Annotated in this window: 16 protein-coding genes; 13 read left to right on the forward strand and 3 right to left on the reverse strand. The window is 40.8% G+C overall.

Going from position 1 to position 20884, the window contains the following annotated elements:
• Positions 1–226 precede the first annotated feature (226 nt).
• The 3 genes from B3317_RS09405 to hisS form a co-directional block, all read right to left on the reverse strand.
• Entirely contained in the window at positions 227–1363 is a 1137-nt protein-coding gene (locus tag B3317_RS09405) for a fimbrial protein (protein ID WP_291110919.1), read from the reverse strand.
• A 272-nt stretch (positions 1364–1635) separates the two neighbouring features.
• Entirely contained in the window at positions 1636–2499 is an 864-nt protein-coding gene (locus B3317_RS09410) for a helix-turn-helix domain-containing protein (RefSeq protein WP_291110920.1), read from the reverse strand.
• 319 nt (positions 2500–2818) lie between these two features.
• The gene (gene hisS / locus B3317_RS09415) at positions 2819–4183 is read right to left on the reverse strand and encodes a histidine--tRNA ligase (RefSeq protein ID WP_291110921.1); all 1365 of its coding nucleotides are present in this window, start codon (positions 4181–4183) and stop codon (positions 2819–2821) included.
• A gap of 563 nt (positions 4184–4746) precedes the next feature.
• Here hisS and B3317_RS09420 point away from each other — a divergent pair.
• The 13 genes from B3317_RS09420 to B3317_RS09480 all read left to right on the forward strand — a co-directional run bounded on the left by B3317_RS09420 (position 4747) and on the right by B3317_RS09480 (position 20640).
• Positions 4747–7821, forward strand: coding sequence for a glycoside hydrolase family 3 N-terminal domain-containing protein (locus B3317_RS09420; RefSeq protein WP_291110922.1), 3075 nt, complete (start codon positions 4747–4749; stop codon positions 7819–7821).
• Positions 7799–8647, forward strand: a complete 849-nt coding sequence (locus B3317_RS09425) for a hypothetical protein (RefSeq protein ID WP_291110923.1) — start codon at positions 7799–7801, stop codon at positions 8645–8647. Before B3317_RS09420 ends, B3317_RS09425 begins: the two co-directional genes overlap by 23 nt.
• Complete coding sequence (locus tag B3317_RS09430) at positions 8637–9314, forward strand: M15 family metallopeptidase (RefSeq protein WP_291110924.1); 678 nt, start codon at positions 8637–8639, stop codon at positions 9312–9314. The genes B3317_RS09425 and B3317_RS09430 overlap by 11 nt, the downstream gene beginning before the upstream one ends.
• A gap of 5 nt (positions 9315–9319) precedes the next feature.
• On the forward strand, positions 9320–10036 hold the full coding sequence (locus B3317_RS09435; protein ID WP_291110925.1) for a hypothetical protein: 717 nt from the start codon (positions 9320–9322) through the stop codon (positions 10034–10036).
• A 120-nt stretch (positions 10037–10156) separates the two neighbouring features.
• Complete coding sequence (locus B3317_RS09440; protein WP_291110926.1) at positions 10157–11044, forward strand: phosphatase PAP2 family protein; 888 nt, start codon at positions 10157–10159, stop codon at positions 11042–11044.
• Positions 11045–11189: 145 nt separating this feature from the next.
• Positions 11190–11549: a 50S ribosomal protein L19 gene (gene rplS / locus B3317_RS09445; protein ID WP_291110927.1), complete on the forward strand. Its 360-nt coding sequence runs from the start codon at positions 11190–11192 to the stop codon at positions 11547–11549.
• A gap of 270 nt (positions 11550–11819) precedes the next feature.
• Positions 11820–13046 (forward strand): GTPase HflX, encoded by a 1227-nt coding sequence (gene hflX / locus B3317_RS09450; RefSeq protein WP_006800972.1) that lies wholly within the window; start codon positions 11820–11822, stop codon positions 13044–13046.
• Positions 13021–13878 carry a peptide chain release factor N(5)-glutamine methyltransferase gene (prmC, locus tag B3317_RS09455; RefSeq protein WP_291110928.1) on the forward strand — a complete coding sequence of 286 codons (858 nt, stop codon included), beginning with the start codon at positions 13021–13023 and terminating at the stop codon, positions 13876–13878. Before hflX ends, prmC begins: the two co-directional genes overlap by 26 nt.
• Before the next feature lie 5 nt (positions 13879–13883).
• Complete coding sequence (locus tag B3317_RS09460; protein ID WP_291110929.1) at positions 13884–14369, forward strand: regulatory protein RecX; 486 nt, start codon at positions 13884–13886, stop codon at positions 14367–14369.
• Positions 14350–15039, forward strand: coding sequence for a ComF family protein (locus B3317_RS09465; protein WP_291110930.1), 690 nt, complete (start codon positions 14350–14352; stop codon positions 15037–15039). Before B3317_RS09460 ends, B3317_RS09465 begins: the two co-directional genes overlap by 20 nt.
• Before the next feature lie 113 nt (positions 15040–15152).
• On the forward strand, positions 15153–16445 hold the full coding sequence (locus tag B3317_RS09470) for a TolC family protein (protein ID WP_291110931.1): 1293 nt from the start codon (positions 15153–15155) through the stop codon (positions 16443–16445).
• 4 nt (positions 16446–16449) lie between these two features.
• The gene (locus B3317_RS09475) at positions 16450–17538 is read left to right on the forward strand and encodes an efflux RND transporter periplasmic adaptor subunit (protein WP_291110932.1); all 1089 of its coding nucleotides are present in this window, start codon (positions 16450–16452) and stop codon (positions 17536–17538) included.
• A gap of 3 nt (positions 17539–17541) precedes the next feature.
• Positions 17542–20640 (forward strand): efflux RND transporter permease subunit, encoded by a 3099-nt coding sequence (locus B3317_RS09480; RefSeq protein ID WP_291110933.1) that lies wholly within the window; start codon positions 17542–17544, stop codon positions 20638–20640.
• Positions 20641–20884: the final 244 nt, after the last annotated feature.

Genomic DNA, 20884 nt, shown 5'->3' on the forward strand with positions numbered 1-20884 from the left:
AACCAGAAAATAAAGGTGTAAGTGATTGGGGAATAAGTAGTTTTCAATATCCTCAGATATTCACAAAATAGTCAAAAATTACAAAATGCCAGTAAAAGCCAGTTATTGAGTGAAAAATAAGCGAAGAAAAATTTCAGCTCTGCCTTGTACGCTTTTTAATAGCTTATAAAAATAGAGGCTCAATACAATTCCGTATTGAGCCTCTATCTGATATTTAAAAAGAATTTTATTCGAATACTCTGGTCTGTGAAATAGTTAATGCCCAAGGTGCAACTGTAATCTGTACATTCAGTGATGAAGGCGCTTCGGAGCTGAACGGATTACTTGTTCCTAAGCCTTTTACAACAGTCTTGATGTTATATGTATTGTTTCGCTTTACATATTGGTGACTATCGGAACCACCACCTGATACAGAAGAATTTGTTCCTTCCAGGTTTATAATTACAGGGAAGTATGTGTAGCCGTTAGCGTCGACACGTCCGGGTATATTGTTAATGTATTTATTGCTTTGCTTAACTTTAGTTCTCAATACGATCATTGTAGGATATATCTTGCTATCCACAGGTTGATTTTCGTAAAGATAGAAGTATGTGTTATTATTTGATGCCGTTGAGGTTAAGAAGTTCTCAGTACCGGATAAAATTGTGCTTGTTGAAGGATATAAGTCTCCATTTCCCGAAAATCCCTGATAGTAGTCAGCCGGTAAAGATGAAAGTGAAGGGTTGGTAACATTAGAGTTTCGCACTGCATTCAGGATGAAAGCTGTTGGTTCCTCAAATGTATATTCGGAACTTTGCCATTGCATATCCTCTATTTTCACCCTTGCAGCCAATCTGCTAAGGACGAATGTATGAGGTTCCAGAGAAGTTCCATCGGATGGGCTTGTAGAATAGCCTATGTAATTTTTACCCGGAAGAACGGAGATTTCAATCACATCTGTTGACATTGTCAGTTGGCCGTTTTCTTTCTCATTTTTAAGATCTGATGTTATTCCCTGTAACTCGCCAAGAGTCTTTACTGATGATACATCCCCCGCGTAGTTAGCCAGAACGAATACTTTCTTAGACCCGCTTGTTACAGCGATGTTGTCCAGCTTGGTTATACTGTTACTTTGGCTTGTAAGGCTTTTTATAGCTTCAAGTGTCCCGTCGGCATTAAAGACGAATGCATCTAGTTTGAGTACTTTATCTTCTTGAGTAGGATTGCCTGAGGCTTTAGTTTGTGATGTTCCAGAAATTTGTAAACTTATACTTGCTTTTTGACCTGCTACTACAACAGGTGCATCGCTTTCTTCTATTTTATCGCATGACACAGTGAAAAGTGCAATAATAATTGCAAATAGGAATAGTTTTTTTGAATTCATTTTCAATAGGTTTAATAGATACTTTTTTGATTTTCCTTGTGAGTTTTGAGACAATGACTTTCCTGAGATGAATGGCCGGTTCTTCTCTATTCCTTTTTTTAACGGATTCGGAAAAATATTCTCTTTTATGATTTGTAAAGAGGGTTATAGTTTGTCCGCAAAAATCAATACGCTTACATTTACATTACGGCACAAAAGTAATGCGAATACTTATGCCCCATAATAAGAAAAAGGGACAAAATATCTATTAAAAGGGACAAAGATAAAAACATCTATTTGCTTAGTAATTTAGTCTTTAAGTTATGTTTGTCGCAGAACTGGAGAAGCTCTGCCATATTGGAGAAGTGGAATTCAGAAAGAATCTTGTCTATCGACACGGTTTGATGGACCAGGTAATATTCCAGGCCTTTCACTTTTTGAAGGACAATCCATTTGTGAGGAGTAGTCCCGAATTCTGACTTAAATTTTCTCGTAAATGTTTTGGTAGTCATAAAGCAATTCTTAGCCAGGCTTTTTACCGTGCTGTTATGTGTGTAATTAGTTAGTACACTTATTCTGAAATGATTCTGGCTAAGTAACACCGGAGAGAAGAAAGCAGCAAGGGTCTGTTTGTCATATAATGTACGCATCAGGAAGACAAACTCTTTTTTCTTGATATCATATACATATTTTGAGAATATCTTATTTCGTCTGTAATAGATGATTCCTGACAAAAAATAACGTAAGGTTTTTTTTATGAGTAATTTATTTAACTCTATCGGGTCCGGGGCATATAGTGATACGATCTGATTCAGTAAAACCTGATCGATAAACGGTAGAAGGTTATCGGACTTTAACTCGATATATATGGTACTTTCTTTGGTAATGCTTTTATACGGGCCGAATACTTTGGATATAAAAAACATACTGTTATCATCGAATAGCTTATGTTCGGAAGTGTCTTTTTGAACCAGTATCTTACCTTTCATAACGAAGACGATACTGTTTTCCCCGGGTATGCCTATCGTAAATTCCGTGCCATTATCTATATAATGTACCTTAAATGAATCGTCTTTTTCTAAAGGTAAAATATAGTTTTGCTGAGAATTCTCATATTCGGTCAAGGCTTTTTCAATATTAGGGGTTGGTATGGTCATATATGTAAATTGAACGTATTTATCTCTTTAACAATCAATAAATATGGAATGTTCTGACTGGGGAACGGGTTCACAGATGATTTTTTATCCTATTTGTGATCTGGTTAGTGTGTTATGTGTTGGTTTTCAGTGGTATGTGTGCTTGTAGAGTCTCTTGTTTTGGGCTGTTTGATTTCCATACCCTTAAATTTGATATTGAAACTCTTTTTTTAGTGGTGAGATAGGTGGCGGAATAAACAAAATCATCCGGATTCTTAATTTAAGAATCCGGATGAACATCTGAATCGTATAATTTAATTCTAATTATTATCCGCTTTTTTTATTTCGGAGAAATATTTGATATGCATTCCTCAAGACTCAATAAATTTTGTTCTCCGGTCACCATGTTTTTGAGCGTTATTTTGCCTTCATTCATTTCGTTTTCCCCGATAATGGCTACATAAGGGATTTTATTGGAATCGGCGTACGACATCTGCTTCTTCATCTTGGACTGCTCCGGATAAATTTCGGTAGATATATTTGCCCGACGCATTTTAGAGATAAGAGGTAATATATAAGCTTCTTCTTTTTCCCCGAAGTTAACAAAGAGTACCTGCGTATTCTGGATTGAATCTTTCGGATACAGATCCAGTTGATTTAATACATCGAAGATGCGGTCTGCTCCGAAAGAGAAGCCCACCCCGGATACACCCGGCAATCCGAATATACCGGTCAGGTTATCGTAACGTCCTCCGCCTGTGATGCTTCCTATCTGTACATCCAGAGCCTTTACTTCTATGATCGCACCCGTGTAATAATTTAATCCGCGGGCAAGAGTCAGGTCCAGCTCCAACTGGGAACGGACTCCTACGACCTTTAATTTATCCAGAATAAAACCAAGTTCCTCAACGCCCTTTATTCCTGTATCAGAGTCTTTAAGAACTGTTTTTAGTGTGTCAAGCTTTTCTTCATTACTACCCTGTAGCAAGATAATCGGTTGAAGTTGCTCAATGGCTTTCTGAGGAATGCCTTTCGATGCCAGTTCTTCATTTACCTTTTCCAGACCGATTTTGTCCAGTTTATCTATGGCAACTGTAATATCTGTAATCTTATCCGACTCACCTATAATTTCGGCTATGCCCGACAGTATTTTGCGGTTGTTCAGCTTTATGCATACTCTGATACCAAAGCGGTTGAATACTTCATCTATAATTTGTATCAGTTCCACTTCATTGATAAGCGAATCTGAGCCGATAATGTCGGCGTCGCACTGGAAAAATTCGCGATAGCGTCCTTTTTGCGGCCGGTCGGCGCGCCATACAGGCTGTATCTGATAACGTCTGAAAGGAAAAGTTATCTCATTACGGTGCATAACCACATAGCGGGCAAAGGGAACTGTGAGGTCGTAGCGAAGCCCTTTTTCACTCAGTTTGGTTGCAAGACGGTTTACGTTTCTTTCCGACAGTTCTTCATCAGAAATATCTTTCAGGTAATCGCCGGAGTTCAGTATCTTAAACAAAAGCTTGTCGCCCTCTTCTCCATATTTGCCCAGTAATGTAGACAGGTTCTCCATTGCCGGGGTTTCTATCTGACGAAAGCCATATAGTTTAAATACTTCGCGGATGGTATCGAAGATATAGTTGCGTTTCGCCATTTCTTCCGGCGAAAAATCTCTTGTTCCTTTTGGGATAGAAGGTTGTGACATAGCTTTATTGTTGATATGTATAATTAGGTTGCAAAGATAGGATTTTTTTAGTAATCAGTCATGCATCATGATAAACGGGATTTTGTTTTTTCGAAAGAAGTTTATCTATGTAGTAAGCTGTTAGCCACTAGCTATTAGCTTGGGTTCTTTGAAGTATTGATTGGCCCCTCCAACCTCCCCGAGGGGAGGCTACAGAGAGGGTAAAAAGTAATAGGTAGAAAAAGTGTTACCTTTGTTACTTTTTTAAGAGTTACGAGTTACTGCGCCCTAGGGCAGTTACAAGTTGGCTGGCGCCCTGTTTTGTTTCACGCAGAGACGCAGAGGCGCAAAGTTTTTACATCTTACCAGTTGTTGACTGTCAACTGTAAATAGTGTTACCTTTGTTACCTTTTTTACTATTGAATGTAGATTTAGAATTTTTCTTTGTCAATCGTTGTCCGGTAATATTCTACTTGTTAATCTATGTTTAATTAATGGGGCTAAATCTTTCCATAAAGTATATTCGTTATATTTTTGTATATAGGTTGCGGTTACTTACAAAACACCTTTAGACGAGAAAAAGAATGAAAATCAAATATATAACAGCACTGGCTGTATCATTTACAGTTTTTTGCTCATTCGGACCAGTCACCGAAAATAAAAAAAAGACCCCGACACTATACAAAACAGCCGACTCTGTAAAGATGAACAGATGGGTTGACTCGGTATATAATCAAATGTCGCCGGAAGAACGCATAGGGCAATTGTTTATGCCTGTCGTTGCAGGCGATAATACTGATGCAAACAAAAGAAGGATGCTCTCACTGGTGAACGATCAGCATGTGGGAGGTATTCTCTTTTCGAAAGGTACTCCCGTCAATCAGGCGGAACTGACCAATCAGGCACAAGGTAGCGCGAAAGTCCCTCTTATGATTTCTCTCGACGGAGAATGGGGATTATCCATGCGCTTGTCCAGTACAACCCGTTTCCCCCGGAATATGATGCTGGGCGCAATACAAAACGATTCCCTGCTTTATTATTACGGGTTGGAAGTTGCCCGTCAGTGCAGATTGATGGGTATTCATGTGAATTTTGCTCCGGCTATGGATGTAAACAGTAATCCGGCAAACCCGGTTATAGGCAATCGCTCGTTTGGGGAAGATCCAGCCAATGTATCCAAACTTGGAGTGATGTATGCTAAAGGATTGGAGGCCGGAGGAGTAATGGCGGTAGCGAAACACTTTCCGGGGCATGGTGATACCTCCACCGATTCTCATAAAGTGCTGCCTTTGATAACACATGACAAGGATCGATTGGAAGATGTAGAATTTAAACCGTTCAGGGAGTATATACAAAACGGCCTTTCGGGAATGATGATTGCCCACCTGAATATTCCGGCTCTGGATGACAGGAAGCAGCCGAGTTCTTTGTCGGAATCGATAGTTACCGGTTTGCTTCAGGATGAACTCGGTTTCTCCGGACTTATATTTACCGACGGGTTGCAGATGAAAGGGGTTTCCGGCGAAGAAAATTACTGTGTAAGGGCATTGCAGGCAGGAAATGATATATTAGTAGGGCCGCTGAACCCGGTAAAGGATTATGAATCCGTAAAAAAAGCCGTGGAAGATAAAGTTCTCAGTGAGGATCTAATAGCAGCCAGGTGTAAAAAGGTTCTGGCCTATAAATATATTTTAGGTGTGAAAGATACCAGACCTATAGATACAAACGGACTGGTACAACATTTGAATACATCTCATGGCGAATGGATCAACCGGGAGTTGCACAAGGGTGCTGTAACATTATTGAAAGATGATCAGAAGATCATCCCCCTGAAAGAACTGGATAAGCGAAAGATTGCGGCTGTTTCGATTGGGGAACGGGCGGATAATACCTTTCACAATACATTGAAGCTATACGCGGATGTAACTTGTTTTAGTGTAGCCAATGGTGACGAGCTATTAAAGCTGAAAGATAAATTAGCATCATTCACTACGCTTATCGTGTCTGTTTATAATAACAGGGGGAACGCGAATGCTGCGATTCAGTCTGTTGGTCAGGGAAAAGAAATAATTATGACTTTCTTTATCGTACCTTACCGTATGTCTTCTTATACTGCGTCTGTTAAAGCCGCCGATGGAGTTATTCTTGCCTATGAAAACTCTGATCTGGCACAGGATTATGCTGCTCAGGCGATATTTGGAGGAAATAGGGTAAATGGTAAAATACCCGTAACGGTAAAAGGCCTGTTTAAAGAAGGTAAGGGTATCGATATAAAAAAGACCAGGCTTAGTTATGACATGCCTGAAGCTGCCGGAATCCCTTCCGGGCGGTTTAACAAAATAGATACGATAGTACAGGAAGGGATAACAGCCCGGGCCTATCCGGGCTGCCAGATACTGATTGCCAAAGATGGTATCGTGATATATAACCGTTCGTTCGGTTCGTTTGAATATAACGGTAACCGGAAGGTAACAAATGATGATATTTACGATCTGGCATCTATGACCAAGGCGACAGCTACGGTTCCGGCTATTATGAAACTATATGACGAATCGAAAATAAAACTGAGTACGCCAATCAGCACCTATGTGCCTGTGCTGAAAGGGACGGATAAGTCACAGATAACCATTCGTCAGGCTTTGCTGCACGAGACCGGTCTTACATCTTTTATTCCGTACTATATGGATGCCATCGACCAATCGAGTTACGACGGTAAGTTGTTTAACAGGAGTAAGACGGGGCTTTATTCCGCGTTGTTCGATACCAATACATGGGCGCGTACAGATTATAAATATAAACCTGATCTGGTATCCACAACCGAAAAAGCAGGCTTTGTCCCTCTGGCAGACGGATTATTTATAAATAAGGCTTATAACGATACGATCATAGCCGCTATAGCCGCCTCTAAATTAAGGCCGAGAAAAACCTATTTGTATAGCTGCCTCAATTTTATGTTATTGAGAGAAGTGGTGGAAAAAGTGTCGAAGGAAGATTTGAATTCTTTTGTGCAGGATAATTTCTTTAGCAAACTGGGATCTGTTACATCGACTTATACCCCTCTCAAGAAATTTGAGAAGAGCCGTATTGTACCTACCGAACAAGATGATTTTCTTCGTAAGCAGTTAATTCAGGGATATGTGCATGACGAAGGAGCTGCTTTTATGGGGGGTATTTCGGGAAATGCAGGACTGTTTTCCAATGCGAATGATCTGGCTAAGTTATATCAGATGTGGCTCAATAAAGGAGAATATGGCGGAGAAGAATATTTGTCGGAAAAAACCTGGCAGCTATTCACCAAGACCAAAAGCGCGACCTCGCGCCGGGGATTAGGCTTTGATAAGCCGGAAATGCGGACAAACAAATCGAGCCCTACATCGGCAAGTGCGCCGGCAAGTGTATATGGACATACGGGATTCACGGGAACTTGTTTCTGGATAGACCCCGATAATGATTTAATTTTCATATTTTTGTCTAACAGAATAAATGACAAGCGTACACATAAACAGCTTATGAGCATGAATATCCGCCAACGCATACAGGAGGAGATGTACAGGGCAATGAGAAAAGGCGGCAGCTTGTCTGAACTGACGGAATCAACTAACATAAATACTAATACTAATATTGACACTGATGACGATGACCAGACTGACGCTGAATGATGAGGTAAAACCTTTTTTCGAAACGGATGATAAAGAAATATGGGACTTAATCATTGAAAATAGAATTGATGATTTATTAGCCGCCTTACCCCGTGAAGAGGATAATGCATTGGACACGATAATAAAAGAACTATTATCGACAGGCAAAAGTGAAACATTCGAAACATATGACTTTATAAAAATAGAGGAAGGTAAGAACGCTCTTTTCAGGGATTTGGTGCGTTTGGCCTTCGCTTTGGATATAAACGGGAACTTCGAAGAAGCCCGTCTTGGACTGGTTGACAGGATGTTTGATATTATACCCGCTATGGTTGAGCAGATTCAGAAGGAATCGGCCGGATACCCAATGAGAAGGGTAGATGAAACTATTCTGGTGGAAGGGTCTACGTTGCGGGCAGCATTAATGAGTTTTGTTTACTATTATCGCCGGAAAGATGATACGGATGCCTTACATTTTGTAATCGTAATGCGTTCCAAAATCACGCTGGCCATTATGAGCAACTACAAAAATGTGCTGGGGCATGACATGATTGAATCGGCGCAAATAAAGGAGAAAGTAGGCGAGCGGGACGCAGCGCTGAGTTTTTATAATCTGGTGAAGGAGAATCTTAAAGGAGAATTGCACTGGTTTGTAGAAAGTCCCGAAATGGGTGCAAATGAAGACGACGCCGTCATGTTGCGCGCTCTGCGCGAGGCGTATGCCTCTATCGACAGATTGAAGAGTACATCTGAATTTGAAAAGGTATGTGCTGTGATAGATGAAGTATTGAGCAGGGAATACGAGGAATTCGATTTTGACGATGAAGAAGAGGAGGATGACGAATAGGATAATATATCTCCTTTTATTCCTTTGCCCGCTATGGCTCTATGCACAAGGGCAAAGGGGTGTTTCCGTACTCGAAAAATATTTACAGACAAAAGAACTTGTAAATATTCATACGTTGGATACTTCAATCCGTGCGGATCTAAAGTATGCGACAACAGATAACTTTACAAAAACAATTCTCTACGATACCTTGTTTAATGTGTATGTGCATCCCGTTGCGGCAGCCAAATTAATTAAAGCGCAGAAGTACCTGAAGGCGCTTCGTCCCGGTTTAAGTTTATTGGTTTATGATGCCGTCCGCCCATTAAGTGTACAGAAGAAAATGTACAAAGTTGTACAAGGTACGAAGTATGCTGCTTATGTGGCGAATCCGACACGCACAGGATTACATAACTACGGAATGGCTGTAGACCTGACTATCTGTGACAAAAACGGTAAACCTCTCGATATGGGAACTCCTTTCGATTTTTTCGGGCGTGCTGCCGGAATAAATAAGGAAACAGAACTGGTAGAACAGGGTGTATTGACCGGGCAGCAGGTAGAAAACAGAAAGTTGCTGCGCAAGGTAATGACACAAGCGGGTTTTCTGACTATAAGGGGCGAGTGGTGGCATTTCAATGCCGTATCGCTTGCCGAAGCCAAGCAATTGTACAACATAATAGAATAGCGGATATGAAAAAAACTTACACAATTTTACTCATGTTATTTTTCCTGAGTGCTTTTACATACGATGCATCCGCACAGTTTGTGGTGGCTCAGGATACGATCAGGGGGAGGATCGATTTCAGTCCTCGTTTGGGAGACCTGAATAATACGACAATCGTACCTAACGATTCCGTGTTCTACATGTTTCCTCCTGTTCCGGAGGCGGACCCATGGCGTTATGTAGATTATTACCTGCCATCGAGAGAGACTAAAAGGGGGTATATACAGGGTACTAAACTGATGCGTGTAGATGATTATGATATCGTAGAAGTAGAAAGGCTTTCTTCTCATGGGACAATCTCTTTTAAGAATGATAAAGTACGGGTTCATATTGCTGTAGCAAATGTAACGTCAAAAGACACTTTTATAAAGCTTGGCAGCAATGGAGGTTATACCGTAAACGGCAAACCGGCAGAAGGGACTTCAAGATGGGCTGCACCAAAATTGCGTTACCAGTCAATATCGGTAACAATAAAAGGAAAGAATATCGTCTTTCCTAAAAAAGTGTACGGGCATCTGTTCGAACCCGAAATTGATAATATGGTGGTATATTACAATGAGCAGAAAGATATTGTATATATCGTTGCGAATAACGGAGGAGGAAGTAATTACTATCAGGCTATGTGGCAGGTATCACCGAAAGGTGTTGCTGATGTGTATATATATGATCCCTCTGCCAAATAAAGAAAATCGGAAATCTTTTGGCCTATGTAAACTATATAAAATAAAACGGATATTTTTTCGTTCTCTGATTATTATTTAATCTATTACTAAACTTTAAAACAAACTTACATTTTTGGGAAGATGAAGGTCATTATCGTTATTTTACTTATGCTGGGAGGTATTATATCTTTGTACGCGCAGGAAAAGCCATTAAATATACCTAAAATCAAACCTTTGCGGGATGGCGTTTTGTCAGACAGTACATTAGTTTCCAAATCTGATTTTTTGCGATCTTATGGCGGAACGCTAAATCCGGAACCGGAGAGACCAAGCAGAATCAGTGTCGATTTCGGAATCGGGGAAAATTCATTTAAATCGACATATCCCAGATTAATTATACCGGTTGCATTTATCACCTACGGTATAATGGCTCAGGAGAGCCACGCAATGAAAAATCTGGATAAAAGTACGAGTCATGAAGTTGGGGAACATTTCACACATTCGATAACATATGACAATTATCTCCAGTTCGTACCTGCTCTTTCTGTTTACGGGCTAAATATTGCGGGAATAAGAGGGCGGCACAGACTAGAGGATGTGACCGTCGTTATGGTTGCGTCACATATACTAATGGCCGGAACTGTAAACGTATTGAAAAATACGACCAATGTACTGCGGCCCGATGATTCATCCTGGAATTCTTTTCCCTCTGGTCATACCGCTACCAGTTTTGTAGGAGCGCATATGTTATTCAGGGAATATATTGGTATATCTCCATATATGGCTTTTGGCGGATATTTGGTGTCTTCCGCTACGGGGGTGCTGCGTGTGACAAACAAAAGACATTGGGTCAGCGACGTAGTTATGGGAGCCGGAATAGGTATGCTCAGCGTTGAAGCGGCTTATTTTTTGTTACCGGTCATAAACTCGGTACTATATCCGAATGCAAGCAAGGGGCGAAACAGGTTAGCTGTCGCTCCGTCTATAGGCGAAGGAGAGTATGGTCTGGGAATGGCATATGTATTTTAGAAAAGCGATCAAAGTTTGTAAAATAGGGATGTTAGACACTTGTATTTTAGGAAAATATATTTATCTTTGCATCCGCTTTGCGTAATCTCTGACGGGAGAGACTCGTGTATATTGCGTATATTAACAAGAAAACCATCATATAATCATGGATTTAATTAAAGTTGCTGAAGAAGCATTTGCTACAGGAAAAGAGCATCCTAAATTCAAAAGCGGGGATACAGTAACCGTTGCTTACCGTATTAAAGAAGGTAATAAAGAACGTGTTCAGCAGTATCGCGGTGTAGTTATCAAAATCTCGGGACACGGTGAGAAAAAACGTTTCACTGTTCGCAAGATGTCTGATAACGTTGGTGTAGAAAGAATTTTCCCTATCGAATCTCCATTTATTGACAGCATCACTGTAAATAAAATTGGTAAAGTTCGTCGTGCTAAATTGTATTACCTACGTGGTCTTACAGGTAAAAAAGCCAGAATCAAAGAAAAAAGAGTTGCAAAGCAAGCTTAATTTCTTATTCTGCCGGTTGCACGGAAAAAGATATAGGAGAGTCTGTCTACAAACAGGCTCTTTTTTTGTATAGGAATATCCTGATTGTATAAAAAGTAAACCAATGAAAATATTTAATTATTTCCCTTAATCCAGCCACCAAAGGATAGTTTTCAAATTATTATTCTTTATAGAAGTAATATCTGCTCCTTATCCCAAATTATTTTTATCTTTAATTTTTGTATTGAGTTTTATCAGCTCATTGCAAATATCATTTTCTAAACAGACTATATGAGAGATTTTATCATATCGGAATCAAAAAATAAAGAGGCCGTACTTGTAGGCCTTATTACACAATACCAGACCGAAGAACAGGTAAACGAATACCTTGACGAGCTTGCATTTCTGGCTGAAACAGCAGGTATTATTCCTGTAAAAAACTTTACCCAGAAACTGGAACATTCCAATCCTGTAACGTTTGTGGGAACCGGAAAGCTACAGGAGATAAAGCAGTATATGGAAGATAACGAAATAGACCTTGTTATCTTCGACGACGAACTGTCTCCGAAGCAGATTCGCAATATAGAAAAGGAATTGCAGGTGAAGATACTGGACCGTACCAGCCTTATTCTGGATATTTTTGCGATGCGTGCGCAGACCGCCTATGCAAAGACTCAGGTAGAATTGGCGCAGTATCAATACCTGTTGCCCCGGCTTACCCGTATGTGGACTCACCTCGACCGTCAGCGAGGTGGAGGTGTGATGATGCGTGGTGTGGGTGAAACCCAGCTGGAAACCGACCGTCGTATCATTCTCAACAAGATCGCTTTACTGAAAGAAGAGCTGAAAAATATCGACAAACAGATGGCATCACAGCGCAAGAACAGAGGTAAAATGGTTCGCGTTGCCCTTGTGGGATATACTAACGTGGGTAAATCTACCTTAATGAACCTGTTGAGTAAGTCTGAAGTTTTTGCAGAGAATAAACTGTTCGCCACATTGGATACAACTGTGCGCAAAGTGATTATCGACAATCTTCCGTTTCTGTTATCAGATACCGTAGGATTTATCCGTAAATTGCCGACTCACTTGGTAGAATCTTTCAAATCGACACTGGATGAAGTCCGTGAAGCAGACCTGCTGGTTCATGTAGTGGATATTTCCCATCCTAATTTTGAAGAACAGATTGAAGTGGTGAATAAAACTCTTTTGGAGATAGATAAGGAAGAAAAACCTACTATTCTGGTATTTAACAAGGTGGATGCTTTTACCTACACGCCGAAAGATGAGGATGATCTGACGCCTGCCACAAAAGAGAATATATCACTGGAAGAACTGGAGAAATCGTGGATGCACAAGTTGCACGATGATTGCATCTTTATCTCGGCAAAACAAAAGATCAATATTGATGAATTGAAAAAGAAAGTTTACGAACGGGTAAAAGCTATTCATATAGAACGTTATCCGTATAATGATTTCCTTTTTCAGAAATATGACGATGAAGCTAACGATGCGTAAGGTAGTTTCGCACATAAAAGAATCATTGGAAGCGTATTATCCCGAAAGTGAAATTTCGGGATTTACACGTGTTATAATAGAGCATATTACAAAGAAGCCTTATCCGCAGGTATGTGTAGATCCGCCTGTTTTTACACCCGAATTACACGCCCGGATAGATATTATCCTGAACCGGCTGAAGAAATATGAACCGGTACAATATATCATAGAAGAAACGGAATTTTTCGGATTACTGTTTTTTGTTAATCAAAGTGTACTTATTCCCCGTCCTGAAACAGAGGAGCTTGTAGAGCTTATTCTCAAAGAAAATAAAAAATCAGGATTGAGCTTATTGGATATCGGAACAGGCAGTGGGGCTATTGCGGTTGCTTTAGCGAAAAATATGGCTGGAGCTTCGGTTTCGGCATGGGACATTTCGTCTAAAGCATTGGATATGGCCGTACTTAATTCTAAAGCAAACTCAACAGATATTTCGTTCAGCGGGGTAGATGTACTGGGAGATTATCCCACAGATAAGAAATATGATATTATTGTCAGCAATCCGCCATATGTGTTGGAAAGTGAAAAGGAGCAAATGGAACTGAATGTGCTGGAATATGAACCTCATACAGCTCTCTTTGTACCCGACAATAATGGGCTCTTGTTCTATGAGCGGATAGCAGATATAGCGTTGAATTTATTAATTCCGACCGGAAGGCTTTATTTTGAGATTAATCAGGCAAAAGGGGCAGAGACTGTAAAAATGCTTGAAAAAAAGGGTTTTGCGGAAGTCACCTTGTTTCAGGATTTAAGTAAGAAAGACCGGATGATAAAGGCTGAACTAAAGCAATAAACTGAATGAAACTTTCCGAGCCTCAAGCCCTCAATCGTGTAGCAGCTTATTGTTCCAAAGCGGAACGATGCGAGTTCGATGTACGTAAGAAGCTTGCGGAATGGGAATTACCGGACGAAGCCGTTAAACGGATACTTGACCGCCTGAAGAAGGAACGCTATCTCGATGATACCCGTTTTGCAGGGAGTTTTATTAATGATAAGTTGAAATTCAATAAATGGGGAAAGACGAAGATCATTTATGAATTAAGAAAAAGGAATATTCCCGAATCGGTTTACAATCCGATACTGGAAGACCTGTCCGGCGATGAATTCGAGAAACAGCTGATGCATATCCTGACTATAAAAGCTAAATCGGTAAAAGCGAAGACAGAATATGAACGAAAGACAAAACTAATCCGTTTTGCTCTTGGCCGCGGGTTCTCTATGGATTTGGCAATCAGATGTGTGAATAAATTGCTCGGAGGTGATTATGAGGAATTTATTTCGTGATTTTCTTAATCTCTTTTTCCCGGATCTTTGTGTAGTCTGTAATCAAAGATTAAGCGAAGGTGAAGAGCATATCTGTACCGATTGTTTACTATTACTGCCCAAAACGAATTTTCATTTGCAGTCCGGTAACCGTCTTGAACAGTTCTTTGCCGGACGGATACCATTCCAACAAATAGCGGCATTCGCTTACTTCGTCAAAGGAGGAAGTATTCAAAGTATAATTCACGAACTAAAATATAAGCGTAATCCGGAAATAGGGCATTTTATAGGAATGCTGTGCGGTGAAAATATAAAAGACAGTGCTTTTATAGCAGATATAGACTATCTGGTTCCCGTTCCCCTGCATCCTAAACGTCAGAAAGAAAGAGGGTACAATCAGTCTCTGGAAATTTGTAAGGGCATATCGGGTATAACAGGCATTCCGATAGATGATAAAACACTTATCCGGAAAGTGAATAATAAGTCTCAGACAAAGAATGCCCGCTTCGACAGATGGAAAAATGTAGAAGATATTTTCAGCCTGTCTGATACTGAAAATTTTGAGGGAAAACATATTTTGCTGGTCGATGATGTAATTACCACAGGTTCTACCCTCGAGTCGTGTGCGAAAGAAATACTGAAATGCAAAGATTGCAGGATTAGTATTTATGCTGTGGGAACAGCAGGCTGATCGTTTCTTTCTAATCCATTTCTAATGTACTTGTAACCTATATCTAATATATCTCAAAGATGCGTCTAATCTTTGAGGTATATCTTTGCAGCAAAGAATATCAGTTTCACCTAATGAAAAAATATTTATATCTATTGCTGCTTATTTTCAGTGAATTAAGTCTTTTTGCCCAAGAGGATAAATCAATAAAATTGACTACCGGGGAGGTTGAGTCATTGTTTCTGTCCAACAATCTTCAACTGGTCGCAACCCGTTTCGATGTCGATATTGCAGATGCTGCTATAGCACAGGCAAAATTGTGGGACAATCCCAATTTATCTATCAGTGACGTAAACTTATGGTCTACCGGATCTCAGCGGGATGGAGAAAGCGAAGTTATACCTCCGTTGTTCGGTTCGTTTGCAAAAAATACGGAATTCAGCATCGAACTCAGCCAATTGATTCAGACGGCAAATAAAAGAGGAAAACTTGTAAATAGAGAAAAGGTTTCGAAGGAGATAGCATTGCAGGAATTTGAAGAGGTATTGCGTGGACTTAAAGTCGAACTGCGCAAGTCTGTTTACGAAATACAATATTCGCAAGCGTACCTGGCTATATTGACAAATCAGCGGGAATCATTATCCCGGCTTATCGAATCGCATAAGAAGCAGGTGTCCCAAGGAAATATTGCCAAAAACGAATTACTCCGGCTACAGTCTTCCTTCCTTGAACTGGAGAATGAAATAAACGAAGTACGGTCTGATCTGAACGAACAGCAAAAAACGCTTAAAGTATTATTGAATGTAGATCCGTTTACAAATCTTGAGGTGGAGGAGAACTCTAATCCTCAAAAAAGTCCCGATTCTATTTTATTAGCCCGCTTAATGGAATTGGCCGAAGAATCGCGCCCCGACATGAAATTACATAATCTGCAAACACAATACCACGAAAAATCACTTGCCTACGAAAAATCATTAAGAGTACCCGATTTGACAATCAGTGCGAACTATGACCGGTATGGCGGAGTGTGGAAAGATTTTATCGGTTTTGGCGTTAGTATAGATCTGCCTTTTTTCAACCGTAATCAGGGGAATATCAGGGCTGCGCGGATAAGCAGGGATCAAAGCCTGTATCTGGCCCGGCAACAACAGAATATTATACAGCACGAAGTCGCTGCATCCTACAACAACTATGTTTATACTTATGCCTTCTATAAAAAGATAAACGATGACAGTCTGCTCCCTGAACTGGACAATATGCTCGATACATACACAAAGAACTTACAGAACAGAAATATTAGTATGCTCGAATATATAGACTTTATGGATGCATACAGAGCAAATAAGCAAACTGTACTTACTGCTAAGAAAAAAGTAAGTATGCAGTTTGAAGAACTACAATATACCGTTGGTACAGAAATAAGATAAAACTATGATAAAGAAGCAAATAAATAAAGGACTGGGAATATTTTGTATCGTCTTACTATTCTCTTGTTCAGGGAAGACCGAAAGCGGGACAACCCCGGACAAGATAGATAAAGCCTTTTTGCAGAAGGTAAAAACAATAAAGGCCGGATTGAGTAACCGGAATGAAGAGCTGGTGTTAACCGGAAAGGTAGAATATGATCCTGACAAAGTGATTAACTATGTGTCGCTTGTCAATGGAATCGCAGACCGCACCTATTTTTCACTGGGTGATAAAGTACAGAAGGGACAGACACTGTTAGATATAAGAAGTTCCGATCTCAGTTCATTACAGTCAGAATCCATTGTTTCGGAATCGGATGTGAAAATAGCCCGACGGGAACTCCAGACAGCTCAGTCGCTGTATGAAGACAATATGCTGTCGGAAAAAGAATTACTGGAAGCGCAGGCGCGGCTGAAACAGGCGCAGGCAGCGTACAACAAAAGCCAGAGTGATATTGCCGTACATGGCATAAATAAAGGAAATGGTACTTTTTCTATTAAGGCGCCGATGACCGGCTATATAGTAAATAAGAATGTATCGTCGGGCAGTACGGTGTCGACCGACAGCGAGCCTCTGTTTACGGTAGCCGATCTCGGCACGGTATGGATAACGGCCAATGTATATGCGAGTAATCTTCTTTTTGTGAAAGAAGGGATGGATGTAGCTATAACTACTCTTTCTTATCCGGGAGAGGTATTCTCCGGAAAGATAAATCAATTGTCGCAGGTTTTTGATCCGGAAGAGAAAGTTCTGAAGGCAAGGATTATTATGCCTAATAAAGACATGAAGTTCAAACCTGAGATGTCGGTTGTAATTAAATTGAAAAATGAGGCGCATGAACAGTTTGTGTCTGTACCCTCCGATGCTCTGGTTTTTGATAACGACCGCTACTTCGTGGTAGTGGAAGAATCTCCGGATAGCTTTAAGATAAGAGAAGTAAGCCTCCGTGGGCACAATAACAAGACGACATACATTGCATCCGGATTATCGGAAGGCGAGAATATTGTCGTGAAAAATCAACTGCTGATATATTCAGGCCTTAAAGAGAATTAAATCATGCATAAATTTGTAGAAAATATCATCGCATTTGCGCTTCGCAATCATATACTCATACTTTTCTTAACTACACTTTTATTTGTCGCGGGCATCGTTTGTTATATACATACCCCTATAGAAGCGTACCCAGATGTAACAAACACCCGCGTACGGATAATTACGCAATGGCCGGGAAGAAGCGCCGAAGAAGTGGAGAAGTTTGTAACCCTTCCTATTATGAAGGAAATGAACACGATTCCCCGCAAAACGGATGTACGTTCCACATCTTTATTCGGGCTGTCGGTAGTCACTGTTATTTTCGAAGACGGGGTGGATGATTTTTTTGCCCAGCAGTATTCATCTAACAGGATGCAGGATCTGGATCTGCCGGAGGGGACAGACCCTTCGATAGAGCCGCCGTCCGGTGCCACGGGTGAAATATACAGGTATGTGCTAAAGAGTGATCTGCCTATCCGCGAAGTGGCCGCCATAAACGAGTGGGTAGTAGAGCGGGAGCTGCTTTCGGTACCCGGAGTAGCCAGTATCGCCAGTTTTGGCGGAGAGGAAAAAATGTTTGAGATAAAGGTAAATCCGGCAGAGCTGAATAATTATAATTTATCTCCCCTTGAGGTTTACGAAGCCGTGTCGAAGAGTAATATCAATGTCGGCGGAGATATTATTCAAAAAGGGAGTCAGGCTTATGTAGTCAGGGGAATAGGTTTGCTGGAGAGTTTGGAAGATATTGAAAATATACTGATTGAAGTAAAGGGCGGGACTCCTATCCGGGTGAAGCAGGTGGCAACAGTAGATGTTTCCTCCAAACCCAGACTCGGGCAGGTAGGTCTGGACGACGAAGATGATGTGGTGCAGGGTATTGTAATTATGCTCAGGGGGCAAAATCCAAGTGAAGTGATCGGGCATCTGAAAGAGAAGATAACCGAGTTGAATGACCGCATATTACCTGAGAATGTGAAAATAGAGCCTTTCCTCGACCGTACTACTTTAGTGGATTCTACAGTGCATACAGTTATGAGAAATTTGCTGGAAGGAATTATCTTAGTTTCCATAGTTGTATTTGTATTTCTTTTCAACTGGCGTACAACTGTAATTGTAGCCACTGTGATTCCGCTATCGTTTTTGTTTGCTATCATTATGTTGCGGATACAGGGGTTACCTGCTAACCTGATTTCGATGGGAGCGCTCGATTTTGGTTTATTGCTGGAGGGAACGCTCGTCATCGTAGAAATCATATTTGTAGCGATGGAGAAACGGTCGAAAGAGCTTGGGCAGCGTTTCACTAAAATATCGAAAAGCGGACTCATAAAGAAAAGCGCAGGAAGCGTGGCGTCCCACATCTTTTTTGCACAGGTTATCCTTGTGGTAGCATTATTCCCTATATTTTCGTTTCAGAAAGTAGAAGGTAAGATGTTCTCTCCATTGGCTTTCACGCTCGGATATGCTCTATTGGGCTCTCTGATTCTTTCGCTTACTTATGTGCCGGTCATGTGTAAGATATTGTTGAATAAACCGGTTGAGGAGAAAACGAATTTTATCAGCAGGTTTTTCACATCTGCCTTACATAAAGTGTATTTGTTCAGCTCCCGGTACCGCAAAGGCGCAATTATAACTTTCTGTCTGCTGTTAACTGTTTGTGTCGTTCGCATGTGTTTTTGGGGGACTGAGTTTATACCTAGTATGAACGAAGGAGCAATCTACATCCGTGCAACATTGCCAAATAGTGTAAATCTTGATGAATCGGTGCGGACAACCAAAGAAATGAAGCAAAAACTCCGCCGGTTTGATGAAATAGAATTTATCTTGTCGCAGACCGGCCGGCCTAACGACGGAACAGATGCCACAGGTTTTTTTAATATAGAATTCCATGCGCAACTTAAACCTGAAAAAGAATGGAAGAGAAAAATCAAAAAGGATGAGTTGTTAGCCGAGATCAAGGATTCACTCGATATATATCCGGGTATTATACTCGCATTCAGTCAGCCTATTCAGGACAATGTAGAAGAATATGTGGCCGGAGTGAAAAGCTCTCTGGTGATTAAAATATTCGGTTCCGACCTTTCCCAGATGGAAGGTCTGGCCGACCAGACTGCCGCTGCTATAAAGAATGTGAGGGGTGTAGAGGATGTAAATGTTTTCAGGAGTGTAGGATTACCCGAGTTACAGATAAAGCTGGAAGAATCGCGAATGGCCCGTTATGCGGTATCTATGGCCGATGCGCAGGCCGTAGTGGAAATGGCTATCGGGGGGAAAGCCGCTACAACGTTTTATGAGGGCGAACGCACATTTGATGTCCAGATACGTTTTCAGAAAGAGTACAGGGACAATGAAGATAAAATAGGGAATATTCTTATTCCGACAATGGATGGTAAGTATGTTCCGTTAAAAGAGATAGCCGATATCCGGTTTATTACAGGCCCGACGTTTATCTACCGCGAAGGCAGCAGCCGGTATGTGGGTATCGGGTTCAGTATCCGTGATCGTGATTTAGGGTCTACCATTGCCGAAGCTCAGAAAAAAGTGAGTGAGAGTGTAACGCTTAAGACTGAAAACAAAATGGTTTGGGCCGGAGAATTTGAAAGCCAGCAACGGGCTACGGCAAGGTTGGCGGTTATCATTCCTGCCGTGTTGCTTCTTATTCTTTTCTTACTCTACCTTAACTTTGGGACGGTCAAGGATACGCTTATCGCAGCAAGCGCCATACCTTATGCCTTTATCGGAGGATTTATTTCTTTGTGGGTCACAGGCACGGTATTCGGTATATCGGCAGGGATAGGATTTATCATTCTGTTTGGTATTACGGCTATAGACAGTATATTATTGATTACCCTGATGAAAACCCGTATGCAGCGTACCCGGAACCTGCGGTTGGCAATCGACGATGCTGTGAAAAGCCGTATCAGGCCTGTACTGATGATTGCGCTGATGGGCTCGATGGGGTTATTCCCTGCCGCGCTATCTCAGGGTATGGGCTCCGAGATTCAAAGACCGCTGGCAATAATGATAGTAGGAGGGATTCTTATTTGTATGATTTTATCCTTTACAGTCCTGCCACAAGTGTTCTATTTCGCATACAGGAGAGATAAACGGCTAAAAGATAAATAAGGAGTGTGAATAATGTCCGGAATCTTTATCTATATATAAAGTTCTTTGAAAATATAGTGTGTTAAGTTTTTTGGTGTTTTAACAAGGTTTGAGACGAAAAAGGTAACAACAAAAAGGTGACATAATGTGTTACCTTTGTTACCTTTTCAAAGCAGTAAGTCTTGAGTAATAAGTTGAAAGTTATATGAGATACGAGTAGACAAGACACGAGATACAAGTTGTTAACTGATAACTGTTGACTGTT

The sequence above is a fragment of the Dysgonomonas sp. UBA7710 genome (assembly GCF_002482385.1).
Taxonomy (GTDB): Bacteria; Bacteroidota; Bacteroidia; order Bacteroidales; family Dysgonomonadaceae; genus Dysgonomonas.